This window comes from Agrobacterium sp. YIC 4121 (assembly GCF_002008205.1).
GTDB lineage: Bacteria > Pseudomonadota > Alphaproteobacteria > Rhizobiales > Rhizobiaceae > Agrobacterium > Agrobacterium leguminum.
Map to the genome: position 1 here is coordinate 31093 of NZ_MRDI01000018.1, position 26246 is coordinate 57338.

Sequence of the window (26246 nt, forward strand, 5' to 3'; positions counted from 1 at the left end):
GGTCAGTTGAACACCTTGAGGCTCGCCGCTTTTTCGACCGGCAGGTCGAAGGCGAGCGTATCGCCGATTGCGTGGGAGGTCAGGGCGGCGTCCGTTTCCGCCTTGATGGGGCCAAGCGGCGTATCGAGCAGATATTCGCGGCTGTTGCCGGCAAAGGAGGTGCCGCGCACGGTTCCCTGGAAAGGACCTGAACCGAGGGTGACCATGCGCGGCCGCCAGGCCAGTCCGGATGCTGAAAGGACTGGTCCGGGAAGCGGTGTTGCGCCGTTTGCGGTTTTGAGCGCGCCGCCTTCCAGCGCGAAGATGTTTTCGAAGCCGACGAAATCCGCCACGAAGGATGAAACCGGCGCGTTGTAGATCTCTTCCGGCGTACCGATCTGCTCAATCTTGCCGCCCTTCATGACGACAATGCGGTCGGCGAGCGCCAAAGCCTCGATCTGGTCATGGGTGACGAAGATCATCGTCACGCCGGTTTCCTTCTGCACGCGCTGCAATTCGGTGCGCATTTCAAGGCGCAGGCGGGCATCGAGGTTGGAGAGCGGCTCATCGAGCAAGAGCACCTTCGGCTCCATGACCATGGAGCGCGCCAGCGCCACGCGCTGCTGCTGGCCGCCGGAAAGCTCCGCAGGCTTTCGCGAGGCGAAGCTGGACAAGCCCACCGATTTCAGGCCGGAGGCGACCTTGTCTTCCAGCGCCTTGCCGTTCATGCCCTTGAGCTTCAGGCCGAAGGCGACGTTTTCATAGACCGTCAGATGCGGGAAGAGCGCATAGGACTGGAACACCAGACCCACGGCACGCTTGTTCGCGGCCACCCGGGTAATGTCTGCCCCATCGAGATCGATACGTCCTCCCGCCACCGGCATCAGCCCGGCAATGGCGCGCATCGTCGTGGTCTTGCCGCAGCCGGAAGGCCCGAGAAGCGCGAGCAGCTCGCCCTTGCGGATATCGAGATCGAGGTCCTTGACGGCGACATTGCCGCCATAGGCGAGCGAGACTTTGTTGAGCGAAAGGTAATTTGCGTCAGACATAACGGGAGAACCCCAGAAAACGTTCGGCCATGAAGACGATGCCGATGGAAAGGAAGGCGAGCAGCGAGGAGAGTGCGGCCACGGAAGGATCGAAGACGATTTCCATGTAACCCAGCATGTCGATGGGCAGCGTGCGAACGCCGGGGCCTGACAGGAACAGCGACACCGGCACCTGGTTGAAGCTCGTTACGAAACCGAGAATGAAGGCTGAGAGAATGCCGCCGCGAATATTCGGCAACACGACGCGGAAAAACGCCCCGACCCGCGACGAGCCGAGCAGCACCGCCGCCTCCTCGATATCCGAGCGCAGATTGTTGAGGCTGGCCGACACCACCCGCACCGCATAGGGCAGGATGAGCGCGGTGTGGGCGAGGAACAACGCAAGCGTGATGCCGATGCCGAAAGGCACGACGAAATAACGCAGCAGCGCGAGACCCACGATGATGCCGGGCACGATGATCGGCGCGGAAACGATGGTGCGCACCGTCTCGGCAAAAGGTAGCTTGTAGCGCGACATGGCGTAAGAAGCGGGGATGCCGAGGATGAGCGCCGCAAACGTGCCGCCGATGGCGAGGAACATCGACATGGCAAAGCTTTCCCGGAAGCTCTCAACGGTAAAGACCTTGGCGATCCACTTCAGCGAAAAGCCCTGCGGCGGAAAGGCGAGCGTATCGCCGGCCGAAAACGAGGCCGCGACGATGATGAGGAACGGCCCGATCAGGAAACCGACGACAAGCAGAAGCGTGAGCGGAATGAAGAGCTGCCGGGTCATTTCTTGTTCCTTGCGGTGGCGATGCGCTTCAGCAGAATATTGGCGGCAAAGCTCATGACGATCAGGATGAAGGCGATGACGCTCGCGGAGACGAAATTGTTGGAAACCGTCACCTGCTGGTAAAGCAGGGTTTCCAGCATCAGCACCTTCGAGCCGCCGAGAATGGCGGGCGTGATATAGGCCGTGAGCGAACCGGTGAAGACCAGCGTGCCACCGACGACCAACCCTTCCTTGGTGAGCGGCAGGATGACCTTCCAGAACACCTGCAGCCAGCTTGCGCCGAGCACTCGGGCAGCCGCAATCGTATCCTTCGGCATATTCTCAAGCGCACTGATGAGCGAGATGATCATCAATGGCAGGAACAATTGCAGAAGGCCGATGAAGACGGCTGTTTCGGAAAACAGGATACGGATCGGCCCGTCACTCAGGCCGACAGCCTGCAGCGCCTGATTGACGATGCCGGTTCGACCCAGAATGACGATCCAGGCATAGGTGCGGGCGACAGGCGAAATCATCAGCGGCAGCACGACCAGATTGACGACGTGCCCCTTCGCGCCCTGCGACAGGTTGACGATGGCGAAGGCCGCCGCATAACCCACCACCGCCGAGACGATGGTGACAAGCGCGCCGAGCTTCAGGGTGCGCAGGAAAACCGTCTGGTTCAGCGGATCGGTGAAGAAATCGGCATAAGCCGACAACGTCCAGCCGTCGGCGGTGCGGAAGCCCTCCGACAGCAGGATGAAGACCGGCACAAGAAAGACCGCCGCCGCGAAAATTGCGGCAGGCAAGGCAAGCGCCAGCGCTTCGGCCCGGTTCTGAAACATGGGTTTATTCCCTGAACGGCCTGAGGGCCGGTTGTTACGGCAGCCAGACGCGCCGGCCTACGATCAAAAAGGGTGGAAAAGCGGTCAGGGGACGACCGAACCGCTTTTCCGGGAATGGAGCCGCCCTTGCGGACATTTAAATGCCCCATTCCAAACGGTGAATGGGCTTACTGGCCCACCTTCGCGTTCCACTCCGACAGCCACTTGTCGCGGTTATCAAGCGTCACGTCGGACGGAATGAGCTGGAGGCTTTTTGCGGTTTCGTCGCCATAGGTGATGTTATTCGCCACCTCATCGGAAACCTTGACTTCCCTGTTGGTCGGGCTGTCCACCAGCTTTTCGGCCAGCGCCTTCTGAACGTCGGTCGATAGCCAGAAATCCATGAACTGCAACGCCAGATCTTCGTTTTTCGTGCCCTTCGGCACCACGAGCACGTTCATGCCGCCGGTCTGGCCTTCCTTGGGCGTCGCCCAGGCAAGCGGCAGGTCGAGCTTGGTGAAAGGCGCCCAGGAGAAGCGGCCGATCGGGGCTGCCCAGATTTCTTCCTGCTGCATCAACTGCACCAACTGCGAGGATTTGACGTAGAAAGTGACGATGTCGTCCTTCTTTTCGCCCACGGCCTCGATGGCGCCGGAAAGATCGGGCGTGTCCTTGCCGATAGCTTTGCCGAGCATATAAAGCGCCGGCGGGCCCTGATTGGTGGTAACATTCGGGAAGGCGACGTGGTCGACGATATCGTCCTTCAAAAGATCGGCCCAGCTGTCGATCTTCATCTTGTCGGTGCGGTAAACAATTGAGGTGGCGTAGAAATTGACGCCGACGCTCATGCCGTCGCCATTCGGATCCTTGGCGATGTCATAGAGCTTTTCGATATTCGGAACCTTGGAAGCATCGATCTTCTGGATCAGATCCTTGCGGGTGGCCGAAAGCGCATCCGCCATGGAGACGATGGCGAGATCGACCACCGGATTGGCCTTGTTGGCCTCCATCTTGGCCAGACGCTCGACGCTGTTGCCGGTCTCGACGACCAGCTTGCAACCGCATTTCTGCTCAAACGGCGTATAGACCAGTTCCTTGAATTCGTCCTGCGCGAAGGCATAGACGGAAATCGTCAGCGTCTTGTCCTGCGCCTCAGCGGCCCCCATCGTCAGCATCAGGGCGCTGCCCGATGCGAGAATGATCTTTTTCATGGTGTGAGTTCTCCTGCTGTCGTTTTTTTGGCTTCAATCGCATCATGCTTTGCCTTGCCGGTGGAACCGCGCATGATCAGCGCCATCGGTACTTTCGAAATATCCGCGGTCACTTCGCCCGCGATGCCATTTTCAGTGGCGCCGTCTATCGCGCGCAGCAGCGCGGCCACGGCGAGATCGGCGATACGGCCCATATCCATGCGCATGGTCGTCAAGGGTGGGGTGACCACGGCGGAAAAGATGAGATCGTCGAAACCGGTGACGCTTGCTTCTTCCGGCACCTCGATGCCCTCGCGCTGCAACTCGGTCAGCGCCCGCAGCGCATGCAGGTCGGAAATGGCGGCAAAGCCGGTAAAACCATCCGCCACCAGATCGGCAAGCCCCAGCCGGCAACCCGCACCGTCAGACTCTTCGATGCTGTCGATCCAGAGCGTCCGGGTCACGCAGGCCTTGCCAAGACCATCCCGAATGCCGCCGAGACGGTCGTTCTGCACATTGGAATCGCGGTTCTTGCCCACCAGCACCACCTTGCGGTGGCCAAGGCCTGCCAGATAGTCACCCACCTGCCGGCCGCCATCCCAATGGTCGGCGGCGACAGTATTGCCCGGTGTTGACGGGCTGTCGATGACGGCGACCGGGCAATCGACATCGGAAATGCGCGTGCCACGGCGGGGAACGACCACCATACCATCCACCCCGCGCTCGATCAGCCGGTTGATCGCATCCGTCTGCATGGCGATATCGCCGCGGGAGTCGGCGATCAGCACGCCGTAACCGGCAGTAACGGCAGCCTTTTCAATGGCCTGCGCGATCTGCGGGAAGAGCGGGTTAGCAATGTCAGGCAGAACCAGCCCCAGAACACCGCTTCTGCCGGTGCGCAACGCCCTGCCCGCCGAACTCGGCACATAACCCAGTTCACTTGCCGTCTTGCGGATACGCTCTACCAGATCAGGTGAAACACGGCCTTTACCCGACAGCGCATTGGACACGGTTGCAACCGACACGCCTAGTGCCGCTGCTATCGCGCTCAGATTGGTGGCAGGCCGTGACGACGCCATGGATGGTCCGGGAAGGCTGATTAAACGTTTAATCAGAATAAGCGAGGCGCGGCCCGCTGTCGAGTCCTGCGCCGGCGAAATACGGCGAAAAGCTGGGCACAAAGGTTAAATGCCCGAAAAAAGAGCGATTATTTTTTACAGGGCCTGAGTGCTGGCGGCGCGATAAGCCTCAACCTGGCGCACCAGCCAATCGCGAAACAGCACGACCGGGACGTGATTGGCACGCGAAAGCGGCGCCACCGCATAATAGGAACTGGGGCTTCTCGCCTGATGATCGAAGGCTTTGACCAGCTGCTTGGATTTCAGCTCGTTATCGATCAGAAACAGCGGCATCAGCGCCACACCGAGCCCGGCGATGCAGGCCTGCGCCACGCTGGAGAACTGCTCGAAGCGCATGCCCTGCGGCAAGGCGAGCGACAGTCCCAGGCTTTCGAACCAGTGGCCCCATGCTCCGGGCCGCGAGGCCATGTGCAGCAACGGCAGGGCGGCGATATCCTCGCCCCTTTCCACCGGGTGGGCGCTGAGGAATTGCGGGCTGCACACCGGCGCGACCATTTCATGCATGAGAAAGGTGCTTTCCGCCCCCGGCCAATCGGCCTGGCCGATATGGATCGCCATATCCAGCTGCTCACGCTCAAAATCGAATTGCCCGATGCGGGTGGCGAAATTGATGGTGATTTCGGGGTGGTTCGCCACGAAATCCGGGATACGCGGCAGAAGCCAGCGGGTGCCGAAGGTGGGCAGCATGGCGAGGTTCAAGGTATTGCCATGCGTTTTGGTCATGATCTGCAGCGACGCAGAGCGTATCTCGCCAAGGGCGGAGGCAATCGATTTTGCATAGACACGGCCTTCCGCCGTCAGCGCCACGCCGCGTGCGCCGCGTTCGAAAAGGCGCACGCCAAGCTGTTCTTCCAGTGACATAACCTGCCGGCTGATCGCCCCCTGCGTCAGGGCAAGCTCATCGGCGGCCGCGGAAAAGCTGCCGAGCCGGGCCACGGAATCGAAGGCGGCGAGCGCACTGGTGGAAGGCAGGAGTTTGCGGCTGAGAGACGTCATCAGCCATTACTATATGTAATGCAAAAATGAGTAAACATGGCTTGTGCCGACTGGCTCGAATACCAATAATCCGGCCACCAAATCCGGAGGCATCACGTGAGCGAACACGCAGCATTCAATTGGCAGGACCCTTTTCTGCTCGAAGACCAACTGACCGACGACGAGCGGATGATCCGCGACGCCGCCGCCGCCTTTGGCAAATCCGAACTCTTGCCGCGTGTCTCCGAAGCCTATCTTTCCGAGACCACCGAGCCGGAACTGTTCCGCCTGATGGGCCGCACCGGCCTGCTCGGCGTCACCCTGCCGGAAGAATATGGCGCGGCCAATGCCAGCTATGTGGCTTACGGCCTCGTCGCCCGCGAGGTGGAGCGGATCGACAGCGGTTACCGCTCGATGATGAGCGTGCAGTCCTCGCTCGTCATCCATCCGATCTTCGCCTATGGCTCTGACGAGCAGAAGAAGAAATACCTGCCCGGCCTCGTCTCCGGCGAGCTGATCGGCTGTTTCGGCCTGACCGAGCCGGATGCCGGCTCCGATCCCGGTGGCATGAAGACGCGCGCCGAGAAAATTGCCGGCGGCTATCGCCTGCGCGGTTCGAAAATGTGGATTTCCAATGCGCCAATCGCCGATGTCTTCGTCGTGTGGGCGAAATCGGAAGCGCATGACAACCAGATCCGCGGCTTCGTGCTGGAAAAGGGCATGAAGGGCCTCTCCGCTCCCAAAATCGGCGGCAAGCTGTCGCTGCGCGCCTCCATCACCGGTGAGATCGTTCTGGACGGTGTGGAAGTGGGCGAAGACGCGCTGCTGCCCAATGTTTCCGGCCTGAAAGGCCCGTTCGGCTGCCTCAACCGCGCCCGTTACGGCATTTCCTGGGGGGTCATGGGGGCTGCGGAAGATTGCTGGCTCCGCGCCCGGCAATATGGTCTCGACCGCAAGCAGTTCGGCAAGCCGCTCGCCGGCATGCAGCTTTACCAGAAGAAGCTCGCCGACATGCAGACCGAAATCGCGCTCGGCCTACAGGCATCGCTCCGCGTCGGCCAACTGATGGACGACCAGAAGATGGCGCCGGAAATGATCTCCATCATCAAGCGCAACAATTGCGGCAAGGCGCTGGATATCGCCCGCCAGGCCCGCGACATGCATGGCGGCAACGGCATCCAGATCGAATATCACGTCATGCGCCACGCCCAGAACCTTGAGACGGTCAACACTTATGAGGGCACGCACGACGTCCATGCGCTGATCCTCGGCCGGGCGCAGACGGGCATTCAGGCGTTTTTCTGAGACTTTATCCGCGTCGTTTCATCAAAAAGGCCTTCGAAGATCACTTCGAAGGCCTTTTGCTTTTCAAATCCGGCAATCGCTCAGAACGTGCCGCGAATACCGACGCCAAACATGCGCGGTTCGGTCATGCTTGCCTCGATGCCGCCAATGCCGCGGTTTTCCTTCATCAGCGTCGGTGCGCGCTCATCGAAGACGTTCTTGACGTAAGCGTAGAATTCAAGCTCCTCCTGGAACTTGTAGCTCGCCCGCACATCTGCAATCGTATAAGGATCGATGGCATAAACGGCCTTGTTATCCGTGTCGGAATAATAGCCGTCGAGATGGCGCACCTGCCCCGAAACGGTAAATTTATCCGTCACGTCCCAGCTTGCTCCGACGGTGAAGCTGTAACCCGGCGACTTGGCGAATTCCTTGCCGACATAGGCGGCATTGCTGGAAATCTCGTCGATCTTCGTCTTCAGCAGACCGGCGCTGGCCTTCAGTGTCAGATTGTCGAGGACCTGATAATCCACGCCGATTTCCAGACCGTAAGCATGAGCTTCTTCGGCATTGACGGTGTAGGACTCGCTGATGCCCGTGGAGACGACGACCGGCACGTTAAACTGGGCGTCCTTCATGTCCATGTAGAACAGGTTACCGTTCACTGTCAGCGTATCGTCCAGCAGGCTGGCGCGGGTGAACAGCTCGTAGTTCCAGATGGTTTCCTTGTCGAAGCTGCGCCATTTGCTGGTCGTCAGGTCGAATGCGACGCCGCCGGGATTGTAACCGCGGCTGATCAGGCCGCCCACCGTCCAGTCGTCATTGATGGCGTAGGCCAGCGACGCCTTGGGCAGGATTTCCGAGAAGGTTTCGTCATAATTGACCGAGCTTCTGCTGGTGGCGGAGAGCGTCCGGTAGCCGGCGCGCTGAATCTGGTCCTGCTGGTAGCGCAGGCCGCCGGTCAGGGTCCATTGATCGGTCAGGCGATAGCTCAATTCGCTGAAGAGGCCGAGATTATCCTTGGTATCGTTGAAGCGCGAGGTTCCGCGCAGATAAAGCACCTCGTCGGCTTTCGTATGCGCGTAATAAATACCCGCGACACCGCTCAGCACGTCTTCCTGATCACCGAAGGTCACGCGTGTTTCGTGAGACGTGTTCTTCAGATCGATTTCGGCGTCACCATTATTCGCAATGCCAACCCGGCGCTCGGCGGAGGAAGAGGAGAACTGCGTCTGGTTGAACAGCTTCACACCGTTCTCGAAATCGTAATTGACGTCGAGGATGCCAGTATTGGTGTATTGGCCGAAACTTGGCATGGTTGTGGTGACGTGGTTCAGGTCCTCGAATGGGCGCGAAGCCGCTTCCTGGCTCGGCCGGTTAGAGGCATTGTAGGAATAGGTTAGCTTTGTCGAAAGACCAGGTATTTCCGAAGGCTCCCACAGAAGCTTGAAGCGACCGTTGAACTCCTTGAAATTCTGGTCCGTACCGGTATGGGCGAAGGCGGAATTGATGTAGTCGATGAAGGTGTCGCGGCCGGAATAATCGATTGCCACACGCGCCGCCAGTTCATCCTCGATCAGCGGACCGGAAAAGGCGAAGGAACCGCGCTTCTGGTGATAATTGCCGATTTCCGCCTGATAGCTGGCTTCCGGCGTAAAGGTCGGGTCCTTGGTGTTGACGAGGATCGCGCCGGCAATGGCGTTGGCGCCCTGCGAGGTGGTCTGCGGGCCGCGGAACACCTCGATGCTTTCGACATCCCAGATGGAGCTCGCGCCATAGATGAACTCGTTATAACCGAGATAATGGCCGTCGACATTGATCGTCGCGCGCGGCACCGTGCCGGTGAAGAAGGCGATGGAGCCGGTATTCGGTCCCTGCGTGTCCTGTCCGCGAATAATCGGGGCGCTGACATTGTCGGTGTAAACGACGTTCGGAATATCCTTGATCGCTTCCGATACGGTCGGGTCGCCGGTCTTTTCCTTCTTGATTTTATCCCCGGATATGACCGAAACGGACGACGCCGTGTTCTTCATGTCGCGCGCCACTTTTTCACCGGTCACGACGATCGGCTTCAGGACGGTGGTGCCCGCCGTCGTTGCCTGCTGATCCTGACCGAGAACCGGCGTCACAAACATTGTCGCCAGCGTCAGAGCGCTGACCCCGCTCATCAAACGACCGTTAGAGCTAAACCCCATCACACACCCCTAATAAACATGAGTATTAAAGTCATATTCAAGTAACGGAAGCGTTATCCGTTTCGCAATAGAGAATGCGTTCTGTATTGCGGACAAAAAGGCTTCCGTAACGGGATGTGCCATATTTACAACAAAGTTTACCGACCGCCATTTGCTCACCCGCAGCGTTTCGAAAGGAAACAGCATAGTTCCGTCCGCAGAAATCCATTCCGATTTCCGGTGCGATGCGTTAGGCATGCTCAACAAAACGGGGGAACGCGCTTGAACGCCATGGATGACGATTCTGACAATCTGCCGGAAAACGAGGGCGAAAAGCGCTCTGCCCTCATTCAATCGGTGTCGATCGCGGCGCGTTTCCTCAATCTTCTCGCCAGATCGGACAGGGCGCTGGCACTTGGCGAACTGGCCAAACGCGCCGGCACCGGCCGCTCCACGGCGCATCGCTACATGCAAAGCCTCGTGCGGGAGGGGCTGGTGATACAGGACCCTGCAAGCGGCAGTTACGATCTCGGACCTGCGGCGCTGGGCATAGGCATCAGCGCGCTCAGGCGAATCAATCCGGTCGAAACCGCCGGCCGCCAGATGAATGCGCTTGCCTCCGAGATCGGCGCCAGCTGCGGCGTGGCGATCTGGACCGAACGCGGCCCGACCGTGGTGCGGTGGGCGAGAAGCGCCAGCTTTTCCATCAGCACCGTCGCGCTCGGCGATGTTCTGCCGCTGGACAACAGCGCTTGCGGGCTAGTTTTTCAGGCCTACCTGCCACCGGACAGGATAGCCGCCGTGCGCAGGCTGCAACCGGCCGCCTTTCGCGGCTCCCGTCCCGATGCCGGCATTCTGGAAACCATCCGCGAAGCGGGTGGCGCGGAACTCAATGAACATCTGTTCTCCGCCCTGACCGGCAAGGCCGCGCCGGTTTTCGACGCCCAGGGCGAACTCTGTTGTGTCGTCACCACCGTATCCTTCGTGGCCACCGCCGAGACCGAACGGCATTTTTCCCGACTGATCGAAGCAGCTAGACAGGCGACGGCCGAATCCGGCGGAGCGTAAGCCTATTCGGCCAGATGCTCCGCAAAGGTGCGGCCGGAATAGGCCGTGCGGAAAAGCCCGGCATCGGCGAGCTTCGGCAACAGCCGCTCCGGCACCAGCCGCATGGACGCCACCGAACCGCCGGGCACCGCGACGAAACCGTCGATCGCACCGGCAGCCGCCCATTCGCGGATGGCCTCAAGGGCATCTTCAACGGTGCCGATGATCTGCCAATGGCCCGACCCCATCACTTCCGGACGCCGCAATAATTCCGCAACACTCAGCGTCTCCCGCTCGATCAGCCGGCGTAGCAGGCCGGCATGGGTGCGGCTTCTCGGTGTCTCCGGCGGCGGCGGCAGGTCGGAGGCGGTAACGATCCGCGTGAGCGGCCAGTCCGTGAGATCAAGACCCGTCATATCGCGGATGGAGGCAAAAGCGCGGGCGCGGTTGGCGCGGGCATGGGTCTCCGCGAAGAGTTCCAGCGCCTCCCTGCCGGTCTCCGCGAGATAGAGGCTGAGGCCCGGCATCAGCTTCACGCCGTTGGGGTCTCGGCCATGCCCCTCGGCACGCCGCCGCAAATCCGCCCTGAGTTCGATGGCCGCCTGCATATCCGGCGTCGAGGCAAAGACAGCATCGGCCACCGACGAGGCGAAATCACGGCCCTCGGGAGAAGCGCCCGCCTGCACCAGCGGAATGCGGCTGGCATGGGACGGCAGGTTGAGCGGGCCTTTGACGCTGAAATGCCTACCCTCATGCGCCACCGGCCGCACCAACGAGGAATCCGCGAACCGACCGCTTTCCCGGTCGAGTTTGAGAGCTTCGTTCGGAAAGCTCGCCCAGAGCCGCTGTACTACCTGCGTGAATTCGGCGGCGCGCTCGTAACGCTCCTGCGGCGAAGGCATCTCTTTCAGGCCGAAATTTTCGTGCCCCTCAAGCGCCGTCACGATATTCCACCCCGCCCTGCCATTGCTCAGCCAGTTCAGCGACTGGATCTGGCGGGCCACCACATAGGGCGGCAGAAATGTGGTCGAAACGGTGGACAACAGCCCGACATGGCTGGTTTCCCGCGCAATGGCCGCAAGAAGCATCGTCGGGTCCATGCTGGCAAATCCGCCGCCGGTCTCCAGCCCCTCGCTGCGCAGGAAAAGTGTATCCGGCCGAAACACAAAATCCACATGGGCAGCTTCCGCAAGCTGCGCCAGATCGACGAAATAGTCGCTGGAAAACACCATGTTTATATCGCTGTCCGCGCGCCGCCATGCCTCGCCGCTGAGCCAGGTTGGGGCCAGCGACATGCCGATATGAAGCTTGGCTGCGACTGACATGATGCACCTCGACTGAAATAACCGGCAGGAAATCTGCACGTTGAATCGGCAAATTTCGATTTGTGGAGAGTTTTACTATAGTTTAGTGTCGCTTCAAGACCACACCGTCGCGCCTGCCGGAAAGAAATGCTTTTTCCACGGGTTAGACTTTTAAATTCAAATACTTATAAAGACCGTGCGGCGTCTCGACGCATGGACGTATGAATAACAGGAGTTGTATCCGGTGCTTGACGCCACGGACCTTCACGCCAGCTATGGACATGTTCCCGTCCTGCGGGGGCTTTCCGCCCGTTTCAGATCAGGCCGCGTCACCGCGCTGGTCGGCCCCAATGGCTGCGGCAAGTCGACGCTGTTGAAGACCATCATGGGTTTCGTGCCTTTGTCATCGGGCGCGATAAGGCTCGGCGAGCGTTCGATCGGCGAGATCGGACGCCGCGAACTGGCGCGGCGCATCGCCTATCTGCCGCAGGAGTGCCATTGCCCCGACTATATGACGCTCGGTGAGCTGATCGAGCTTGCCGGTTATGCCCGCTACGGTCTTGCGGGCGGCCCGACCGAACGCGACCGCGCGCTTTTTGCCGAGGCGATGAAGACCGTCGGGCTGGAAGACAAGGCGAGAGCGCAGGTCAACACGCTTTCCGGCGGCCAGCGCCAGCGCGCCTTCATCGCCATGGTGCTGGCGCAGGATACGGACATGATCCTGATGGACGAGCCGGTCAATCATCTCGACATGAAATATCAATATGCCGTTCTCAGCCTCGTGCGCGAACTGACGGACAGGCATGGCAAGACTGTCATCGTCGTGCTGCACGATCTCAACCTCGCCTCCACCTTCGCCGATGATGTCATCATGCTGAAAGCCGGGCGGGTTCTGGCGTCCGGGCCGGTGAAAACAACGGTAACGCCCGAAAATGTCGCCGAGGTCTTCGATCTCGAAGCCGATATCTTCTCCCGGCAGGGGCGGCTCATCTGCGTGCCCCGGCTGGAGCGGCAGGAACAGGCCATCCCGGCATGACCCCGAAGATAACGCTGATTTTCGCCGCCGCGCTGCTGCTGGCTGCCATCCTCGCCATCAATCTGCTGGTAATGTCAGGCGACATGCCGCCTGCCGAAATCCTGTCGACGCTCTGGCGCAGCGAGGCCGACAGCTATGAGCAGTCGGTGCTTCTCTATCAGCAAATCCCACGCTCGCTGATTGCGATCTATGTGGGGGCGACGACGGCCGTCAGCGGTTGTGTGCTGCAGGGGCTTGTGCGCAATCCCCTCGCCTCGCCCTCCACCCTGGGGCTGAATGCCGGCGCGACGCTTTTTGTGATTGCCGGCGCGCTGGTGTTCGATTTCTCTCCGGAAATACAGGGCCTTGCCGCGCTCGCGGGCGCCGGCTTCGGTTTTACCGCCTGCTTCGTCGTCGCGCGTCTCGCCGGGCGGGCGAACGATCCGCGCGGTCTGTCGCTCATCCTTTCCGGCGCGCTGGTTTCCATGCTGCTGATCGGCGTGACCAACGCCCTGCTTCTCTCCAACCCCACACGCCGCGCCGAGTTCCTCAGCTGGGTGGGCGGCAATATCAACCACGTCTATGCCGAGCGCCTCACCGATTTCTGGTGGATCGGCGCAATTGCGCTCGTCATGTTGTGGGCGGTCGCCCGGCCGCTGACGCTGGTTCTGCTGGGCGCGGAAAAGGCCGCCTCCGCCGGTGTGAATGTCGCGCGTATTTCCCGGGTCGCGCTCTTCGCCACCATGCTGGCCTCGGGTTCGGCGGTGGCGATCTGCGGCCCCATCGGCTTCGTCGGCCTCATCGTGCCGCATATGATCCGGCCGCTGGTCGGGGTGAACTTCACGCTTGCCCTGCCGGCCTCCGCGCTTGTCGGCGCGGGCCTCTGCGTGCTGGCCGATCTTGGCGCCCAAACCCTGTTTGCGCCCTATGTGGTCAATACCGGGCTGTTCATGGACCTGCTCGGGGGCCTCGTCTTCATCGTCATCGTCAAGCGCTTCTATCTGTCGCCTTCGGCGAGGGGGCTGTCATGAAGGGGGCTTTCATGAAACGGCATTTCGCTACCGACGGCAAAGCCGTCCTCCGGCTTCCGAGCGGCCTGCAGATCGGCATCGGCAATCTGAAGGCCGGCCTTGCGCTGCTTGTGCTGGCGCTGGCGCTCGCCGCCCTGTCCGTCAGCCTCGGCAATACCGAAACGGGCCTCGCCGATCTCCTGCGCGGCTTGGTGGGCGGGCACCTCGGCGACGATCAGGCCTATGCGCTGTGGACGGTGCGGCTGCCGCGCATCCTCATCGGTTTCATGGCCGGCTGGAGCGTGGCGCTGGCAGGCGCCATGCTGCAATCCGTCGCCCGCAATCCGCTCGCCGATCCCGGCCTGTTCGGTCTGAGCCAGGGGTCGATGACCACCATCATGCTGCTTCTGGTGCTGGTGCCGGCCGCACCCAAGACACTGGTGGCGCTTGCGGCCGTCGGCGGCGGTCTGGCCGTCGCCTTCCTTCTCATCGCCCTCGTCGGAAGGGAACGCTCGAGCGGCCTTGCCATATTGCTGATGGGCATCGCAATTGAATCGGCGCTTTCCTCCGTCTCCTCCGTCCTTTTGCTCTACACGCCGGCCGAAACCTCGCTGTCGCTGGCCGACTGGATGGCGGGTTCGCTGTTTCAGGCAAGCTGGTCGACCATCCTCGTTTTCGCGCCCCTCTTTGGCGCAAGCCTCGTGGGTATTTTTCTCATCGGCCGGGCGCTCGCGGTCTTCGATCTCGGCAATGAAATGGCCATGGCGCTCGGTGAAACCGTCAGGCATTCGCGCCCGCTCGTCATTGTTTTTGCGGTCATCCTCAGCGCCTCCTCGGTTACCGCCGTCGGCCCGCTGACCTTTCTCGGCGTTATCGCCCCGCATCTGGCCACCTTCGTTTCCCCCGCCGTCGGGCGCGCCAGGCTTTTCCTGTCGGGGCTTACCGGCGGCATTCTGGTCGTCACGGCCGATACGCTGTCGCGCGGGCTGGTGGCCGATACGCCGATGCCGATCGGCCTTGCGCTGACGCTGATCGGCGTTCCGCTTTTCATCCTCACGCTGCGCCTTCAGGCGCTGCGCAGAACCAACAGCCACTGAAGACATCGAATAAAGGGAATGCCATGCGAATTGCCATCCTCATCGCCGCACTTCTGGCCGCCGGAACGAGCCTCGCCGCCGAGCGCAGCGTGACCGATGCCGCCGGCCGCACCGTCTCCGTTCCGGAAAAGCCGCAACGCATCGTCGTCATGCACGAGCCGCTGCTCGGCGTGCCGCTGATGGATCTCGACGCCAATGTGGTCGGCGCCTATGGCCGCAACAGCGACGGCAAATTCGCCACCGCCGTCGATTTCGTCGACACCGTTCTCGGTGAAGGCCGCACGAAACCGAAGGGTTTCGGCGCGGTCGGCCAGATCGACCTTGAAAAACTGCGGGCGCTGCAACCGGACCTGATCGTCGCCACGGAAATGGATGGCGGCAAGGCCGAACAACTCTCCACCGTCGCCCCCGTCTATCTGCAAAAAGTCAGCACCGGCCATGCCTACGGTTTCAGCGTCGAAGAAAACCTTGCCGCCCTGGTCGGGCGAAGCGATGTCTTTGCCGAGCGCCGGAAGACCTATGACACGAAGCTCGCCGCCGTCAAAAAGACGCTGGGCGACGATATCAAGGGCAAGACTTATCTCGCGATCCTGCTGACCGACCAGATCAATGCGGTGGGTGACATGTCCGGCGCGGTGCAGGCATTGGAGGATCTGGGTTATACCCGCCTGAAGATCGACAACGCTGCCTCTTCGGGCGGCATGGGCTCGACCCTGATGATGCCGCTGAGCGCCGATGCCTTCGGCAAGCTCAATCCCGATCTGCTGGTGGTGATGAACAGCTATACCAGCACAGCCCGCGGCCAGGCCGGAACGCGCGCCGCACTTGAAAAGATCATTCCCGGCTGGGAGCGTTTCGTAAAACCGGCGCGCGAGAAAAGGATCGTTTTCCTCGATTCCACCAGGGTCACGACGCCTTCAATCCCGAGCGCCCTGCACACATTGAATGAGGTGGAAAGCTGGGCAGGCCGCCGCTGAACGGCGTTCTCCCAAGCCAATCCCGGCACGATTTATGTGCCGGGTATAAACTTGAGTTTTTGGAGAAAGTTATATTGCCGGGGCCGAAACCGCCTGTTATGGTTCGCGCATCTTGACGCAACGACGCCGGAATATCGCGCCGGATGAGATTCCCAACGCGCGATCGTCCGGCACGCCGACCCGGGACAGCGAAACCGCCGAACCCGTCGGCGATATCCCAGGAAAGACAACAGCATGAGCATGCCAGAAACCATAGATTCCCCCATTCCGGACCGCACTCCCAAACGCCATCGCCACCCCGTCGCGCTGCGCGCGCTCAATGTCGCGCGCGTCGAAAAGCTCAGCCGGTCCATGGTCCGCATCGTCCTGACCGGGCCGGAACTGGAGGGCTTTGCGAGCCTCGGTTTCGACGACCACGTCAAGATGTTCTTTGCCCAGTCCGGCGAAACGGAACCGAGCCTGCCGGTGATCGGCCCGAACGGCATTGAATTCCCGGAAGGCGCACCACGCCCGCTGGCGCGCGACTACACGCCGCGCAGCTTCGACGCCGAAAAGGGCGAACTCGCCATCGATTTCGCCACCCATCACGACGGCCCCGCCAGCAACTGGGCGAAAGCCGCCAAAGCGGGTGACAAAGCGTGGATCGCCGGTCCGCGCGGCTCTTTCACCGTCCCCTTCACCTACGACTGGCATCTGCTGATTGCCGACGATACCGGCCTTCCCGCGCTGGCGCGGCGGCTGCAGGAAATGCCTGAGGGCACCCGCGTCGTGGCGCTGATCGAGGTAGAGACGGATGCCGACCGGCTGGAACTCACGACGAAGGCGGATGCGTCTATTGTCTGGGTGACGCAGAAGACGGAAAACGGAACCGACCACGACGCGCTGGTGGGCGCCCTGCGCAAGCTCGAACTGCCGAAGGGCGATTTCTTCAGCTGGGTCGCCTGCGAATCGAAGGCTGCAAAGGAGGTTCGCGCCCTTCTGGTCGAAGAATTCGGCGCCAACCCCAAATGGACTCGCGCTTCCGGTTACTGGCGGCGCGGCGCCAGCGGCGTTCACGATCATTTCGATGAGTGAACCGGCAATCGCGGCGGACACCATGCCGGAGGCGGAAACGATGATGACGGAACTCAAGGCCCTTATCGCCAGGGTTCTCGACGATGAAGTGCGCGACATCGAACCGGGGGACAACCTGTTCGGTCGCGGGCTTCATTCGCTTGCCCTCATGCGGCTGATGCCACCGCTTTCCCAGCTTGCCGGGACGCGGCTCGATTATGAGGATCTGGCCCGGCAGCCCACGCTTGCCGCCTGGCAGGCGCTCATAGAACGGTCGCGCGCGGGACATTGATCCCACGACACAGCACTTTTCGCGCCGGAGCGCGATTCCCGAATATTTCCAAGGAGAGGACCATGGCAGCAGACAATACGCGTATGCTCGCACGTCGCATCGAAGAAACTTTCGACAGGGGAGATGCAGCCCCGCCGAGCCAATACGAAGAACGGGTCTGGTTCGAGCAGTTTCAGGATCCCGATCAGGTCTTCCGCGCCCTTCTCGCCTATCGCATCGGTGAAGAATGCGATCTGCTGCGTCTGACCTCGGCGCTGAAGACGGTTTGCGAGGTCTGGCCCGAGCTTCGTGCGCGCTTTGCCTTCGGCGAGGACGGCACGCTTGCCAAGAGCATCGAGGCCCCGTCAGCATCCATCGTGCAACTGCTGCATGTTCCATCGGCGGGCGAGGCCCTGACCTTGCTGCACGACCTGCAGGCAAGGCCCTTCGATGCCGAAACCGACCCGCCGTTTCAGGCCGTCGTGCTTTTGAGCGAGGGAGAAATCCTGCTGGCATTTCTGGTCCACGGCCTGCTCGGCGAAGTCCTCTCGCCGCAAATCCTGCTGGAAGGCATTACGGCGGCCTATGCCGGTGAGACACCGAAACCGCTTTCGCCGCGCGCGGTCGAAAGTAACAGTGTCGACCCGCTTCCGCTCGGCTGGCTGCAACGTCCGGCCTCCGGCTCGACCGTCGTGGCACTGCGGCAAAACGGAATCGACAGGCCGGCGAGCCACAGCCACGGCGTCGATCTTCCCGCCACCCTGCTCGGCCTCAACAGCTCCACGGCGACGAATGCGCTTCTGGCCCGCGCCGGATCGCGTTTTGCCCTTTTTCTGGCGAAAAACGGCGGTCCCGAGACCGTAACCCTGCGCCTGCAGCCCGGTGTCGGCGCTTCGATGCCGATGTCAGCCGAAGCTGCGGCACGGGTAGCGATCTCCCGCGACCAATCGCCCGAACAGGCTGAAAAAGCCGTGCTGTCCGGTCTGGAGCAGCGAAACGACAATGAAGGCGGAACCGCCACCTTCACGCTGCAGGCGCTTGCGACACCCGTTCAGGCCATATCAGAGCATGGGCTCCAGTTTGAGCACCTGCCCCTGCCCTCCCTGCAATCCGGTCTCGGCCTGACGCTTGCCGCCGGTCCGACAGCCGCCGGCGATATCCGCCTCGAATTGACGGGCGGCAGGGAGACATCGCCGCATGCTACGGCCTTCCTGCTGGAACGATTCGTCAGCCATCTCGAAGGCGGCGCGGATTTTTCTGGCATCGTCCCTCAAAACACCGTGGCAGCAACGCAGCAGGCAGCCCTTTCGACCGCTGCTTCCGGTGAAAACGACGACGACACCGTCGCAACGATCCTTGCGGAATTCCGTGAAGCGCTCGTCTCGCCCGAGATGGGGCCGGATGACGATTTCTTCGATTTCGGCGGCCATTCGCTGATTGCGACGCGCATCATCGGACGTCTTCTCAGCAACCACGGCATCGAGCTGCGCTTCAACGACCTGTTCAGCTACCCGACCGCCGCTTCGCTCGCAAAACAGGCGACCCGGCTCGAAACCGCAGCACCCGCGCAGGCCGAGGCGACCGCTAGCGGCTCGCTCACCGCGCCGCTTTCGCTGGCGCAGATGTCGCTCTGGAAGGCCTATGCCGCCTTCGGCTTCGGCGAAATCTTCAACATTCCCTTCGCGCTCGATTTCCTCGATCCGGTGGATGAGAATGCCTTCGAATGCGCCTTCCTCGATATCATCGAGCGCCATCCCGGCCTGCGGACCCATTTCTACGTCGAAGACGATACGGTTCTGCAGAAGATCGTGCCGATGCACGACCTGCCCGGTTACAAATGGTTCTGGACCAGCGAAGAAAGCGAAGGTGTGGACCGGCACGCGGAGGCCGGCTGGCGGTTCGATCTTGCGCGTGAACTGCCGATGCGGCTGCGCTTCCTTAAGGATGCGCAGACCGGCCGCCAGGTGCTTTCCTTCCTCTTCCATCACATCGTACTCGACGAATGGTCGGTGAACCTGATGATGGACGAGCTGACCGAAGCCTACCGGGCAAGGGCGGCGGGCAAGGCTCCGGTCTTTGCCACCAAGCCGGCGCCCTTCCATGAATTTGCGAGAAAACAGGTCGCGTCAGGCGTCAATGCCGGCCACCTTGCCTATTGGACCGATATGCTGCGGGATGGGCCGAAAGGCCTTACCCTCAACGGACAGGATGGCACGCCGCACGAGGCATCGCAGGACGAAGCACCGGCAGGCGGCTGGATCGAATTCAAGCTGGAAAAAAATGTCAGCGACGGGCTTTACGCCATTGCCAAGCAGAACAGCGCCTCGCTGTTCAACGTGGTTTACGCCGCCATTGCCGCATCGCTGCGCCATCTCGGCGGGCTGAGCGATCTCGTGGTCGGCACCTCGGCTTCAGGCCGCACCGATAGCGGTTATTTCGATACGATCGGTTACTTCACCACGGTTGTCGCCCATCGCGTGCGTTTCGGTGAGACCATGACCGTCGGCGACCTGATTTCTTCGGTGAAGAACACGATCAACGGCTCGCTGGAACATAGCGAAATCCCGATCGATCTCGTCGAGGAAGCGCTGGGCATGACGCCCGGCCGCGACCATCTGTTCGAGGTATTCATCCAGATCCACGCCAAGAACAAGCTGAACGGCACCCTTGCCGGGCCGGATGGCAAACCGGTGGAGTTCCGCCAGATCGACCCCGACAAGCATGAATCCATGCTGGGGCTGCAATTCGAGGTGATGGAAGAGACGATCGGCGGCGAGCGCTCCATTCGTGTGCTGATGAGCTACCGTTCGGACCGCTACGGTCCGCAGGACGTCGAGCGGCTGCGCAACACCACCAGCGGCGTCTTCAGCCGCTTTGCCGAAGCCGGCGCTTCGAGCCGCGTGCTGACGACACTCGCCTGAGCTGGACTTGGGCAGGAAAAACCCGGCTTCGCCTTAGCAGAGCCGGGTTATTTTTGCCTGTGAATGCTGATGAGAATGTATTGCCGCGGCCGCTGCATCCGCACGCCGTCACCCCGGGCTTGGTCCGGGGTCAAGTGCGATCAAGTCCTTGATCGCGAGAGAGTCCTTTCGCGGCGCAGACGCGCCGTCGCTGGATGCCGGATCTAGTCCGGCATGACGGAAAAGGGATTGTCCGTCTTTATCGGCAACATATGCCCGGCCTCACACTCTGAAGCCGGCCTGGCATTCACCCACAGTCGTCACCCCCCTCAAACCGCCAGACGGAACGCCATGGACGCCTCAGCCGCCGCAAGCGTCCGCGCCTCCTCGCGCAGCATGGCATCGAGGAACAATGGCAGTTCCTCGCGGTAACGGGCGAAATCCTGCGCTTGCGTCAGTGCTGAATCCGCATCGATATGCAGGTTCAGCTCGCTGCCGTCATCTTCGCCACGGAAGGTCAGGTTGAAACCGTCGCCGGGACCGTTGGCGAGGATGTGCCTGACAACGGTAAGCCCGGCAAAGACCGGCGCGCTGAAAGGCAGGACATTGATGAGCGGCGAGAAGAAGAAGCGCCGGCCCTTCGGGATTTCCCGGTCGGCGGCGATCTGCTCGATGCGGTAGCGGCCATGCAGGCGCTGCTTTCGCAGATTGGCGGCGTTGCGCGTGAGAAATGCGCCGAGGCTCTCTCCCGGCTCGATGGTGAGATGGAAGGGCAAAATATTGACGAGCATGGCCGGCATATGCGCGCCGACGCTGCCCCAACGGCTCATGAAGGGCAGCCACAAGGTCAGCACATCGCGATCCGGCCGCGGCAGGACACGGTGGAGATAAAGGCCGGATAGCAGCACCAGAAGGTCCGGCCAGCCTATCTCCGTTGCGCCGGCCACCTGTTGCAACCGCGTGCTGAAACCCTGCGGCAAGGCCGCGTCCGTATGCAGGCCACCGCCGCCATAGTCCTCGCAATCCTTGTCCAGCACCGGCAGATCGGCGGGTGCGGCAAGATAGGCCGCCCAGAAATCGCGGTCCTTTTCAAAACGCCGGCTTTGCTTGTAGGCATCCTCTTCGGCAAGGAAATCGCCGAAGGGGTGGAAATCCGGACCCGCTTCGCCTTTGCCGCAATAGTGCCCGTAAAGCTGGCCGCAGCGCTGCTCCACCAGCGTCAGGCCATAACCATCAACGACGATATGATGGGCGCGGATGTACCAGAGATAACGATCGTCGGCGATACGGTAGAGCAGCTGCGCCGAAAGCCTGTCGGTTCTGAGATCGAGCCTTGCTTCCACATCCGCGTTCATGCGCCGCAGCGCCTCTTCCAGAGGAGCGGAATCGCCGCGGAGATCGACAAGTTCCACCACCGGGGTACGGTTTGGGTCGCAGCATTGCTGCGGCGTCTCGCCGTCCTCGCCGATGCGGAAACGGATCGACAGGACTTCGGATTCGCGCATGGTGCGTTTGATCGCCTCGATGAGCGCGCTTTCATTCACCGCACCGGAAAGATCGATGTAATGGGCGACGGTGGAAACCGGTTCGTCGGGATGGAAGGAAAACTCCTCCCAGAAATCGAGTTGCGGCTGCGTCAGTGGAAGCCAGCCGCCGGCAGGATCGATATGCGCCATCTGTTTTTCCTTGCACAATTTCCGTTATCGGGCGCGAAGTGCCGCCCGAAATGATTGGGTTCACGCCGCCCGGGCGGCCAGGAGCGAAGTCACCTGTCTGGCGTTGCGGCACCGCAAAAGCTGCTGCGGTGTGAGCTCCACGCCGAAGGCAGTGCGGATTTCAGCCGAGACGGTTTTCAGATGCGAAGGCAGAAGACCGAGCGCCAGCAGGTCGCTGTTCGCATCCACATTAGCCGGTTTTTTACCCAGCACGCCGAGATAGATATCCAGCACCCGGCGGTCGCCCTGATCGACGGCGGGAGCCGCAGGGGCGGAGATTTTTGCCGCTTCCGCAGCACCGGTCAGCAATTCACGGGCGCGACGGCGATCCGGCTTGCCATTGGCCGAGAGCGGCAGATCGTCGACCTTGAGAAACCGGCCGGGCACATGCGATTCCGGCAGATGCTGGCGGGCAAAATTGCGCAGATCGGCGGTCGACAGATCAAGGCCCGGTGCAACGACGTAAAGCACGCCGATGGCCGCCTCGCCCTTTTGTTCGACGCCGTAATCCACCACCAGAACGCGCTGGATGGAAGGATGGCGGATAAGCTCGTTTTCCACATCCGGCAGAGAAACGCGCACGCCGCGCACCTTGACGTAACCATTGACGCGGCTGGCAAACATGATCTTGCCATCCGGCCGGTAACGGCCCCGGTCTCCGGTGCGGAAGGCCCGCACGGGGTTTCCTTCCGGATCGGCAACCGTCACGAAATCCGTCTGGGTAATCGCGCCATCTTCGAGATAACCGATGGCGACATTCACGCCGGCCGTATGGATGCGGCCAACGACACCGGCCGGGCAATGGCCGCCCTGATCGTTGAGGACGAAGTAACGATTGGCGGGCAGCGGTTGGCCATAGGGCACGGCCGCCACATCTTCCGCAACGATCTCGTGCCAGATGCTCCAGATCGTGGTTTCCGTCGGGCCGCCGAGCGATATCAGCCGCAGGCCGGGCTTCAGCCGGCGAAGTTCTTCGATAATCATCGGCTTGATGTAATCGCCGCCCTGCGCCACGAGCCGCAGCGACGCAAGCTGGTCGCCACGGCGGCAGGCGAGAAGCATTTCCAGGATGGCCGGCACCGAGCACCAGAGGGTGACGCCATGTTCGGCCACCAGCTCGTTCCAGCGCACAGCATCCTTTTCCTCGCCCGGTTCCGGCAGCACCAGCGTCGCTCCTGCGACGAGCGCACCGAAAACATCGAAGACGGACATGTCGTGATGAAGTGGCGTGACGGAGATGAACACATCGCTATCCGTCACCGCCCATTCCGCAAGCGTGCTGCCGATGACATTGGCCGTGGCGCGGTTGGAAAGCACGACGCATTTCGGTTTGCCTGTCGTGCCGGAGGTATAGAGATAGTAAGCAGGCTCCTCGCTTTGGGAGAGCGCCGCCACCTCCGCCATGGTAACGGGTGCGCCAGCCGGTGCGGGCGCGGACAGAAGCGCCGCCGGATCGACAGCGTCGAAACCCTGCGGAACGCTGCGGGCGACGATGATCGCCGGGCGGCAATTGGTCAGCAGATAGCGCAGGCGATCTTCCGGCGAGCCGGCATCGACCGGCACCCAGACCGCACCCATCAGCGCTACGGCGAGCGTGATGGCCGTATGTTCCGGGCTGCGCGGCAGGCACACGGCCACGACATCACCGCGGCCGATGCCGCGCGCCTTAAGGCCCGCCATCGCCCCTGCCACCATCTGACCGAGTTCGCCATAGGAGATACGTCGCTTGCCGCTGACGAGCGCCGTGCGCGACGGGTCGCCCTCGAAAAGATGGCCGGCGATCCGTTCCAGAAATGGCGGGCAGGCGAAGTTTCTCTCGTCGCCGTTCAGCCGGTAGTGGGACAGGTCGACAATATCGCGTGCGTTGAAGGAGAAAGCGCCGTTATTGGCGATCCAGGCAATCGCACGCTCGATGGCGGCGAGAATATCCGCCACCATCGCCGCATCGATCGCCTGCTCGGCATAGTCGATATCGAGCACGGGATCGCCCTGCGGATTCTGCGAAAAGCGGAAATCCAGCGCCACCTGTGGCGTCTGGGTAAGCCCGCCGGTCCATTGCATCGTCGATTCGGATGAAAGCGTCGGCCAGGTCAGACCGTTGGTGATCACCACCGGCAAGGCGAGCCCGCCCGGATTGGCATTGAGAAGTACACGATTGAGATCGATACCCGAAAAGGCGAGATGGTTCAGCCCTTCCAGCACATCCGTCTGGAGGCCCGCCGCCCGCTCCGCAAAGCTATTCCTGGCCGCATCCCATTGGACGGCGATGAAGCTGGAGCGGTTGGCGAAGGCGCCTTCCACCTGCGGCGCGACGGGAATGCCGACGACGAGCGCGCCTTCGTTGAGCCAGAGCGAGAGCACATCGAGGATAACGGCCGTCAGCGCCGAATTTTTGAACAGCCGCTCTTTCGCACCGATGCGTGAAAAGGCGGTGAAACGCTGTTTTTCGACAGTCAGGCTCTGGCGGCTGTAACGCGAGGTGGGAATGGTTTCGAGCGGTGCTTTCCACGGCAGTTGCGAGGGCACCTCGGCATCTTTCAACTTTTCAGCCCAATAGGCGGCATCCCCGGAACGGGCCGCCGAAATATCCTCCTTCGGCGTTTCGGCCGTTGCGGCGGCTTCCGGCGGCACGACGCCATCGAAGAGTTCCGCCGCGAGGCTGGCAATGGCCCGTCCATCAAGTATAAGCGCGTCGAAACGCAGGAAGACCACGATCTTATGCCCCGTCGGCCCTCCATCCGGCATAAGAAACACCGTGACTTGCCATGGCGAGGCTGCGAGATCGAAATGTGCATGGGAAAAATCCCGTCGCACCGTGTCGATCCTTGCCTCGGCTTGCGAAAGAGACAGGGCCGAAAGATCGACGAGATCGAGATTGATCTTCGGCTCATCGGCAACCATCTGCACCAGCCGTCGCTCATCGATGCGGGTGCGCAGGCTTTCATGTCTCGCGACCATCGCGGCAAGCCGCGACCGCAGCAGTTCCGGGTCGATATCGCCGCGATATTCGCGGAACTCCTGCATCGCCACGCCGCTCAGCGGCAGATGGGTGCCACGCCCGAGCAGATAGGCCTGTTGCAGGGGTGAGAGGGGACGTTCCATGGGTTTTCCTTTTGCCTCGGCTGCCGTTTCCGACCGCTGCGCGACCAATCGCTCCACGCTTTCGCAAGCGAGATCGGGGCTTTCCGCAATCCGGCGGAGAAGAGTGACGTAGGTTTCGAACAGGGCGCGCAGCCAGCGTTCCGGCAGCGCATCGAGCCGCACATCCCAGTTGATCAGCAACCCGCCATCCAACGCCGCCACCTGCGCATCCAGCGCCACCCCCGGCCCCTGCGAGACGGTGTGGACCATCGGACCGAACACCCGCCCGACCCGTTCCGAAAACAGCTCCCCGCCCGGAAGATCGACCCCGGCGGTGAAAACCACCGGCGAGGTCTGCAAACCACCGCGCTGGCGGGAGAGATCGCGCATCACGCTGACACCCGGATAGGACTGGTGTGCGAGAAGCCCGTTCATCTCATCGAACAGCCGACCAAGCAGCGCTTCAAGCATTTCTTCAGGCCTGATATCGACGCCGAGCACGAGCACGTTGGAAAACTCGCCGACGATCTCATCGACCCTTTCCACCAGCGGCGCGCGCCAGAAACCCGGCACGGAAAGCCGGAATTTTTCCGCGCCCGACGCCTGCGACAGCGCCAGTGCGAAAACACCGAGCAGAAGGGTCGACGTCGTCACGGAAAAACGCCGCGCTGTCCGCTCCAGACTGCCGCGCTCCGCCGCTGAAAGCAGCGTGGCGATCCGGTCCGTGTGAACGGCGCGCAAGGGGTCATCGGACAGAAACGGCAGCGGCGGCGCGTCCGGAACATCGGCAAGCCGTTGCCGCCACCACAGGCGGTCCCTTTCGCGCAGGCCCCTCAAGTCCGGATCGGACATTAGACGTTCCGCCCAGTCGAAAAACGACGGGGTTACCGGTTCGAAAGTCCGGGTTTCGGCTGCGCCTGACGCCGTCTCGTAAAAACGGGCAAGGTCTTCCATCACCATCCGCACGCTGGCCGGATCGACGGCCAGCATGTCTGTGTCCACATGCAGACGGCAACGTCCCCCCGGCAACAGGCTGAGCGAGATCGCCGCCGGTGCGGCAATGCGTAAATCGGCCCGGCGATGGCTCCATTCCTCGCGCTTCGCCTCAAGACGGCGTGCAAGCGCCTCCGAATCAAGCGCGGCCATGTCCTCCACATCGAGGCGGAGCGGCCGGCCGGCAGGATCGACGGACTGAAGCCCTTCAGCATCGATCCTGAGGCTCAGCATGGGGTGACGCCGGCAGAGCCTTTCCACGGCAACGGCCAGTTTTTCCGCATCCACCGCCTGCCCGTCGAATTCGAGGTAAAGATGCGGCGTAACTTTCCCGAGTATTCCATCCGCCTCGCGGCCGACCCAATAGGCCACCTGCATCGGGGTTAAATTTAGCATGTGAGTTTGTACCGGTTGACAA

19 protein-coding genes are annotated in these 26246 nt (G+C 61.7%); 9 read left to right on the plus strand and 10 right to left on the minus strand.

Annotation, left to right across the window (positions count from 1 at the left end):
- Positions 1 to 2 precede the first annotated feature (2 nt).
- From BTE54_RS16915 to BTE54_RS16940, 6 genes are all read right to left on the minus strand, one after another.
- Positions 3 to 1028 (minus strand): ABC transporter ATP-binding protein, encoded by a 1026-nt coding sequence (locus BTE54_RS16915; RefSeq protein WP_078053247.1) that lies wholly within the window; start codon positions 1026 to 1028, stop codon positions 3 to 5.
- Positions 1021 to 1800: an ABC transporter permease gene (locus BTE54_RS16920; protein WP_065655279.1), complete on the minus strand. Its 780-nt coding sequence runs from the start codon at positions 1798 to 1800 to the stop codon at positions 1021 to 1023. The genes BTE54_RS16915 and BTE54_RS16920 overlap by 8 nt, the downstream gene beginning before the upstream one ends.
- Positions 1797 to 2624 (minus strand): ABC transporter permease, encoded by an 828-nt coding sequence (locus BTE54_RS16925; protein ID WP_078053248.1) that lies wholly within the window; start codon positions 2622 to 2624, stop codon positions 1797 to 1799. The genes BTE54_RS16920 and BTE54_RS16925 overlap by 4 nt, the downstream gene beginning before the upstream one ends.
- Before the next feature lie 167 nt (positions 2625 to 2791).
- Positions 2792 to 3814, minus strand: coding sequence for an ABC transporter substrate-binding protein (locus BTE54_RS16930; protein WP_078053249.1), 1023 nt, complete (start codon positions 3812 to 3814; stop codon positions 2792 to 2794).
- Positions 3811 to 4872, minus strand: coding sequence for a LacI family DNA-binding transcriptional regulator (locus BTE54_RS16935; protein WP_078053250.1), 1062 nt, complete (start codon positions 4870 to 4872; stop codon positions 3811 to 3813). The genes BTE54_RS16930 and BTE54_RS16935 overlap by 4 nt, the downstream gene beginning before the upstream one ends.
- Before the next feature lie 135 nt (positions 4873 to 5007).
- A complete protein-coding gene (locus BTE54_RS16940; RefSeq protein WP_078053251.1) occupies positions 5008 to 5928 on the minus strand; it encodes a LysR family transcriptional regulator in 921 nt (306 codons plus the stop codon).
- 96 nt (positions 5929 to 6024) lie between these two features.
- Here BTE54_RS16940 and BTE54_RS16945 point away from each other — a divergent pair, with 96 nt between their 5' ends.
- The gene (locus BTE54_RS16945) at positions 6025 to 7212 is read left to right on the plus strand and encodes an acyl-CoA dehydrogenase (RefSeq protein ID WP_078053252.1); all 1188 of its coding nucleotides are present in this window, start codon (positions 6025 to 6027) and stop codon (positions 7210 to 7212) included.
- An 80-nt stretch (positions 7213 to 7292) separates the two neighbouring features.
- Here the strand turns inward: BTE54_RS16945 and BTE54_RS16950 are convergent, their stop codons facing one another.
- Positions 7293 to 9359, minus strand: coding sequence for a TonB-dependent receptor (locus BTE54_RS16950; RefSeq protein WP_078053253.1), 2067 nt, complete (start codon positions 9357 to 9359; stop codon positions 7293 to 7295).
- A 297-nt stretch (positions 9360 to 9656) separates the two neighbouring features.
- On the opposite strand from BTE54_RS16950, the gene BTE54_RS16955 reads away from it, so the two are divergent.
- The gene (locus BTE54_RS16955; RefSeq protein WP_078053254.1) at positions 9657 to 10433 is read left to right on the plus strand and encodes an IclR family transcriptional regulator; all 777 of its coding nucleotides are present in this window, start codon (positions 9657 to 9659) and stop codon (positions 10431 to 10433) included.
- A gap of 2 nt (positions 10434 to 10435) precedes the next feature.
- Here the strand turns inward: BTE54_RS16955 and BTE54_RS16960 are convergent, their stop codons facing one another.
- Positions 10436 to 11737 (minus strand): NtaA/DmoA family FMN-dependent monooxygenase, encoded by a 1302-nt coding sequence (locus BTE54_RS16960; RefSeq protein WP_078053255.1) that lies wholly within the window; start codon positions 11735 to 11737, stop codon positions 10436 to 10438.
- Between the two features lie 214 nt (positions 11738 to 11951).
- Here BTE54_RS16960 and BTE54_RS16965 point away from each other — a divergent pair, with 214 nt between their 5' ends.
- The 7 genes from BTE54_RS16965 to BTE54_RS16995 all read left to right on the plus strand — a co-directional run bounded on the left by BTE54_RS16965 (position 11952) and on the right by BTE54_RS16995 (position 20060).
- Positions 11952 to 12752 carry an ABC transporter ATP-binding protein gene (locus BTE54_RS16965; protein ID WP_078053256.1) on the plus strand — a complete coding sequence of 267 codons (801 nt, stop codon included), beginning with the start codon at positions 11952 to 11954 and terminating at the stop codon, positions 12750 to 12752.
- Positions 12749 to 13762: an iron ABC transporter permease gene (locus BTE54_RS16970; RefSeq protein WP_078053257.1), complete on the plus strand. Its 1014-nt coding sequence runs from the start codon at positions 12749 to 12751 to the stop codon at positions 13760 to 13762. The genes BTE54_RS16965 and BTE54_RS16970 overlap by 4 nt, the downstream gene beginning before the upstream one ends.
- A gap of 11 nt (positions 13763 to 13773) precedes the next feature.
- Positions 13774 to 14838 (plus strand): iron ABC transporter permease, encoded by a 1065-nt coding sequence (locus BTE54_RS16975; RefSeq protein ID WP_078053320.1) that lies wholly within the window; start codon positions 13774 to 13776, stop codon positions 14836 to 14838.
- A gap of 23 nt (positions 14839 to 14861) precedes the next feature.
- Positions 14862 to 15815, plus strand: coding sequence for an ABC transporter substrate-binding protein (locus BTE54_RS16980; protein ID WP_078053258.1), 954 nt, complete (start codon positions 14862 to 14864; stop codon positions 15813 to 15815).
- Positions 15816 to 16049: 234 nt separating this feature from the next.
- Complete coding sequence (locus BTE54_RS16985) at positions 16050 to 16889, plus strand: siderophore-interacting protein (RefSeq protein ID WP_078053259.1); 840 nt, start codon at positions 16050 to 16052, stop codon at positions 16887 to 16889.
- Entirely contained in the window at positions 16882 to 17160 is a 279-nt protein-coding gene (locus BTE54_RS16990) for a phosphopantetheine-binding protein (protein WP_078053260.1), read from the plus strand. The genes BTE54_RS16985 and BTE54_RS16990 overlap by 8 nt, the downstream gene beginning before the upstream one ends.
- A gap of 62 nt (positions 17161 to 17222) precedes the next feature.
- Positions 17223 to 20060: a condensation domain-containing protein gene (locus tag BTE54_RS16995; protein WP_078053261.1), complete on the plus strand. Its 2838-nt coding sequence runs from the start codon at positions 17223 to 17225 to the stop codon at positions 20058 to 20060.
- 308 nt (positions 20061 to 20368) lie between these two features.
- Here BTE54_RS16995 and BTE54_RS17000 read toward each other — a convergent pair whose 3' ends face one another.
- Together BTE54_RS17000 and BTE54_RS17005 are read right to left on the minus strand one after the other, a co-directional pair.
- Entirely contained in the window at positions 20369 to 21715 is a 1347-nt protein-coding gene (locus BTE54_RS17000; protein WP_078053262.1) for a condensation domain-containing protein, read from the minus strand.
- 60 nt (positions 21716 to 21775) lie between these two features.
- The gene (locus BTE54_RS17005; RefSeq protein ID WP_078053263.1) at positions 21776 to 26224 is read right to left on the minus strand and encodes an amino acid adenylation domain-containing protein; all 4449 of its coding nucleotides are present in this window, start codon (positions 26222 to 26224) and stop codon (positions 21776 to 21778) included.
- Positions 26225 to 26246: the final 22 nt, after the last annotated feature.

Bases quoted from the DNA above. Each gene is read 5' to 3' on its own strand.
- BTE54_RS16915 (WP_078053247.1), bottom strand. From the start codon at position 1,028: ATGTCTGACGCAAATTACCTTTCGCTCAACAAAGTCTCGCTCGCCTAT.
- BTE54_RS16920 (WP_065655279.1), bottom strand. From the start codon at position 1,800: ATGACCCGGCAGCTCTTCATTCCGCTCACGCTTCTGCTTGTCGTCGGT.
- BTE54_RS16925 (WP_078053248.1), bottom strand. From the start codon at position 2,624: ATGTTTCAGAACCGGGCCGAAGCGCTGGCGCTTGCCTTGCCTGCCGCA.
- BTE54_RS16930 (WP_078053249.1), bottom strand. From the start codon at position 3,814: ATGAAAAAGATCATTCTCGCATCGGGCAGCGCCCTGATGCTGACGATG.
- BTE54_RS16935 (WP_078053250.1), bottom strand. From the start codon at position 4,872: ATGGCGTCGTCACGGCCTGCCACCAATCTGAGCGCGATAGCAGCGGCA.
- BTE54_RS16940 (WP_078053251.1), bottom strand. From the start codon at position 5,928: ATGACGTCTCTCAGCCGCAAACTCCTGCCTTCCACCAGTGCGCTCGCC.
- BTE54_RS16950 (WP_078053253.1), bottom strand. From the start codon at position 9,359: ATGAGCGGGGTCAGCGCTCTGACGCTGGCGACAATGTTTGTGACGCCG.
- BTE54_RS16955 (WP_078053254.1), top strand. From the start codon at position 9,657: ATGGATGACGATTCTGACAATCTGCCGGAAAACGAGGGCGAAAAGCGC.
- BTE54_RS16960 (WP_078053255.1), bottom strand. From the start codon at position 11,737: ATGTCAGTCGCAGCCAAGCTTCATATCGGCATGTCGCTGGCCCCAACC.
- BTE54_RS16970 (WP_078053257.1), top strand. From the start codon at position 12,749: ATGACCCCGAAGATAACGCTGATTTTCGCCGCCGCGCTGCTGCTGGCT.
- BTE54_RS16975 (WP_078053320.1), top strand. From the start codon at position 13,774: ATGAAACGGCATTTCGCTACCGACGGCAAAGCCGTCCTCCGGCTTCCG.
- BTE54_RS16980 (WP_078053258.1), top strand. From the start codon at position 14,862: ATGCGAATTGCCATCCTCATCGCCGCACTTCTGGCCGCCGGAACGAGC.
- BTE54_RS16985 (WP_078053259.1), top strand. From the start codon at position 16,050: ATGAGCATGCCAGAAACCATAGATTCCCCCATTCCGGACCGCACTCCC.
- BTE54_RS16990 (WP_078053260.1), top strand. From the start codon at position 16,882: ATGAGTGAACCGGCAATCGCGGCGGACACCATGCCGGAGGCGGAAACG.
- BTE54_RS16995 (WP_078053261.1), top strand. From the start codon at position 17,223: ATGGCAGCAGACAATACGCGTATGCTCGCACGTCGCATCGAAGAAACT.
- BTE54_RS17000 (WP_078053262.1), bottom strand. From the start codon at position 21,715: ATGGCGCATATCGATCCTGCCGGCGGCTGGCTTCCACTGACGCAGCCG.
- BTE54_RS17005 (WP_078053263.1), bottom strand. From the start codon at position 26,224: ATGCTAAATTTAACCCCGATGCAGGTGGCCTATTGGGTCGGCCGCGAG.